Source organism: Vagococcus bubulae (genome assembly GCF_003950315.1).
GTDB lineage: Bacteria > Bacillota > Bacilli > Lactobacillales > Vagococcaceae > Vagococcus > Vagococcus bubulae.
In genome coordinates this window covers 1-2864 of sequence record NZ_NGJT01000048.1, presented here as the reverse complement: position 1 = coordinate 2864, position 2864 = coordinate 1, and the positions used below count along the sequence as shown (strand labels likewise).

At 38.5% G+C, this 2864-nt stretch carries 1 protein-coding gene and 14 tRNA genes; all 15 read left to right on the top strand.

Annotated features, from left to right (window positions below; translation table 11 throughout):
* Positions 1-7 precede the first annotated feature (7 nt).
* The 15 genes from CBF36_RS12085 to brnQ all read left to right on the top strand — a co-directional run bounded on the left by CBF36_RS12085 (position 8) and on the right by brnQ (position 2653).
* Positions 8-97 (top strand) — tRNA-Ser (locus tag CBF36_RS12085).
* A gap of 9 nt (positions 98-106) precedes the next feature.
* Positions 107-180 (top strand) — tRNA-Met (locus tag CBF36_RS12080).
* A 3-nt stretch (positions 181-183) separates the two neighbouring features.
* Positions 184-256, top strand: a tRNA-Asp gene (locus CBF36_RS12075).
* Positions 257-264: 8 nt separating this feature from the next.
* A tRNA-Phe gene (locus tag CBF36_RS12070) sits at positions 265-337 on the top strand.
* 9 nt (positions 338-346) lie between these two features.
* A tRNA-Gly gene (locus CBF36_RS12065) sits at positions 347-417 on the top strand.
* Positions 418-430: 13 nt separating this feature from the next.
* Positions 431-504, top strand: a tRNA-Ile gene (locus CBF36_RS12060).
* A gap of 41 nt (positions 505-545) precedes the next feature.
* Positions 546-617: transfer RNA gene (locus tag CBF36_RS12055), tRNA-Glu, on the top strand.
* 11 nt (positions 618-628) lie between these two features.
* Positions 629-718, top strand: a tRNA-Ser gene (locus tag CBF36_RS12050).
* Positions 719-727: 9 nt separating this feature from the next.
* Positions 728-801, top strand: a tRNA-Met gene (locus tag CBF36_RS12045).
* A gap of 3 nt (positions 802-804) precedes the next feature.
* Positions 805-877 (top strand) — tRNA-Asp (locus CBF36_RS12040).
* 14 nt (positions 878-891) lie between these two features.
* Positions 892-962 (top strand) — tRNA-Gly (locus CBF36_RS12035).
* A 13-nt stretch (positions 963-975) separates the two neighbouring features.
* Positions 976-1049: transfer RNA gene (locus tag CBF36_RS12030), tRNA-Ile, on the top strand.
* An 18-nt stretch (positions 1050-1067) separates the two neighbouring features.
* Positions 1068-1155 (top strand) — tRNA-Ser (locus CBF36_RS12025).
* A 15-nt stretch (positions 1156-1170) separates the two neighbouring features.
* Positions 1171-1242, top strand: a tRNA-Glu gene (locus CBF36_RS12020).
* Between the two features lie 73 nt (positions 1243-1315).
* A complete protein-coding gene (gene brnQ, locus CBF36_RS12015; RefSeq protein WP_125958609.1) occupies positions 1316-2653 on the top strand; it encodes a branched-chain amino acid transport system II carrier protein in 1338 nt (445 codons plus the stop codon).
* Positions 2654-2864: the final 211 nt, after the last annotated feature.

The following is a 2864-nucleotide window of genomic DNA, read 5'->3' as shown; positions in this document are numbered from 1 at the left end:
TTATTATGGAGGATTACCCAAGTCCGGCTGAAGGGAACGGTCTTGAAAACCGTCAGGTGTGTAAAAGCACGCAAGGGTTCGAATCCCTTATCCTCCTTATTAATATCGCGGAGTGGAGCAGCTAGGTAGCTCGTCGGGCTCATAACCCGAAGGTCACAGGTTCAAATCCTGTCTCCGCAATTAGGTTCCGTGGTGTAGGGGTTAACATGCCTGCCTGTCACGCAGGAGATCGCGGGTTCGATTCCCGTCGGGACCGTATTTAATGGCGCAGTAGCTCAGTTGGTAGAGCAACGGATTGAAGCTCCGTGTGTCGGCAGTTCGATTCTGTCTTGCGCCATTTATATTAGCGGGTGTAGTTTAGTGGTAAAACTACAGCCTTCCAAGCTGTTGTCGCGAGTTCGATTCTCGTCACCCGCTTTAGAATTAAATAGGGCCTATAGCTCAGCTGGTTAGAGCGCACGCCTGATAAGCGTGAGGTCGATGGTTCGAGTCCATTTAGGCCCATATATAATATTTTGTTTATATTATTTTTAGAAATATAGTCTGGCCCGTTGGTCAAGCGGTTAAGACACCGCCCTTTCACGGCGGTAACACGGGTTCGAGTCCCGTACGGGTCATGTTTTATTATGGAGGATTACCCAAGTCCGGCTGAAGGGAACGGTCTTGAAAACCGTCAGGTGTGTAAAAGCACGCAAGGGTTCGAATCCCTTATCCTCCTTATTAATATCGCGGAGTGGAGCAGCTAGGTAGCTCGTCGGGCTCATAACCCGAAGGTCACAGGTTCAAATCCTGTCTCCGCAATTAGGTTCCGTGGTGTAGGGGTTAACATGCCTGCCTGTCACGCAGGAGATCGCGGGTTCGATTCCCGTCGGGACCGTTTTTTTTATATTAGCGGGTGTAGTTTAGTGGTAAAACTACAGCCTTCCAAGCTGTTGTCGCGAGTTCGATTCTCGTCACCCGCTTTAAAATTAAATAGGGCCTATAGCTCAGCTGGTTAGAGCGCACGCCTGATAAGCGTGAGGTCGATGGTTCGAGTCCATTTAGGCCCATTAGTTTTAAATTTTTTTGGAGAAGTACTCAAGTGGCTGAAGAGGTGCCCCTGCTAAGGGTATAGGTCGGGTGACTGGCGCGAGGGTTCAAATCCCTCCTTCTCCATAGTAATTTTTATTTGGCCCGTTGGTCAAGCGGTTAAGACACCGCCCTTTCACGGCGGTAACACGGGTTCGAGTCCCGTACGGGTCATAAACTTGAAATTGTATATACAATTTCAAGTTTTTTTTTATACAAAAATAGGAGGGAAAGGAAATTAAAGTATATGAAAGAAAAGTTATCATATAAAGAAAAGTTATATATTGGAATGATGGTGTTTGGATTATTTTTTGGAGCGGGTAATTTGATTTTTCCAATTCAAATGGGTCAAGAAGCAGGTCGAAATGTATTATTAGCAAATAATGGGTTTTTATTATCAGCTATTGGAATTCCTTTTCTAGCTATTATATCTTTTGGTGCAACTGGAACGAATAAAGTATTTGAGTTAGCAAGTAAAGTTTCTTCAACTTTTGCTTATTTTTTTACTATTGTTTTATATTTAATTATAGGTCCTATCTTTGCAATGCCAAGGTTAGCGACAACTTCGTATGAAATGTCTTTTGCTCATTTTATACCCGAAGATAAATCAACATTACCTCTTTTCGTTTTTAGTGTTGTGTTTTTTTTATTTGTTTTATTATTTTCGTTTAAACCAAGTAAGATTTTAGATTATATTGGAAAATATTTAACGCCATTATTTTTAATTTTATTAAGTTGTCTTATTATAGTGAGTTTTGTAAAGCCTATGGGATCGATAGAAGATGCCTCTGTGCAAGCTTCTTATCAATCAACCCCTTTTGTAGAAGGATTTTTAGGTGGATATAATACATTAGATGCGTTGGCAGGTCTAGCATTTGGGGCTATTATTATTGAAAGTGTTAAAGGATTTGGGATTCAAAAAAAATCAAGAATTGCAGTTGAAACAATGAAATCTGGAGTTTTTGGCATTGTCCTTATGGGTGTTATTTATACGTTGTTATCCATTATGGGAGCGATGAGTTTAGGAACTTTATCATTAAATAAAAATGGCGGCGTAACGTTGTCCCAATTAGCTGATTATTATTTAGGTGTACCTGGTAATATTTTATTAGGTCTAATCGTGATTGTAGCTTGTTTAAAAACGGCTATTGGGTTAGCAACTTCTTTTGGCAAAGCTTATTCAGAAATGTTTTCTGAAAAACATTATTTATCATTTGTATTAGGATGTTTAGCCGTAGCTTTGATGATTTCTAATGTAGGTTTGAATGCGATTATTACAGCATCTATTCCTGTATTAATGTTTATTTATCCTTTGGCAATGGTTTTGATTTTATTATCATTGTTAAGTAAGTGGACAGATAATATTAGAAATTGTTATAAAATAGTGATAGGATTTACGGTTATTTCATCTGTTTTAGATGCAATTCGGGCACTGCCGGAATGGATGCAACAAAATAGTTTGATTTCATCTGTTTTGAGTTTTTCTGAACAATCTATTCCATTTTTTACTAGTGGTTTAAGCTGGATTATTTTTGCATTTGTTGGACTTATTATATCATTACTATTTAATATGGCTGTACACTAAATCGTGTTGATAGATTAAATTCTATCAATGCGATTTTTTATTTAGACATAGAAAAAGAGGCATTCTTATTGGTAAAATTAAGTCGACTAAAACCAAAATTACAAAGGAGAATACCCCTATGGATAATAATACAAGAAAACTACTCAATTTAACAGATGATTCTCTTATTTTTAATGAGAATTGGTTGTCTCGCGAAGCGAGAGACAACCGA

Coding starts and splice junctions, on each gene's coding strand:
- brnQ (WP_125958609.1), top strand. CDS start 1,316: ATGAAAGAAAAGTTATCATATAAAGAAAAGTTATATATTGGAATGATG.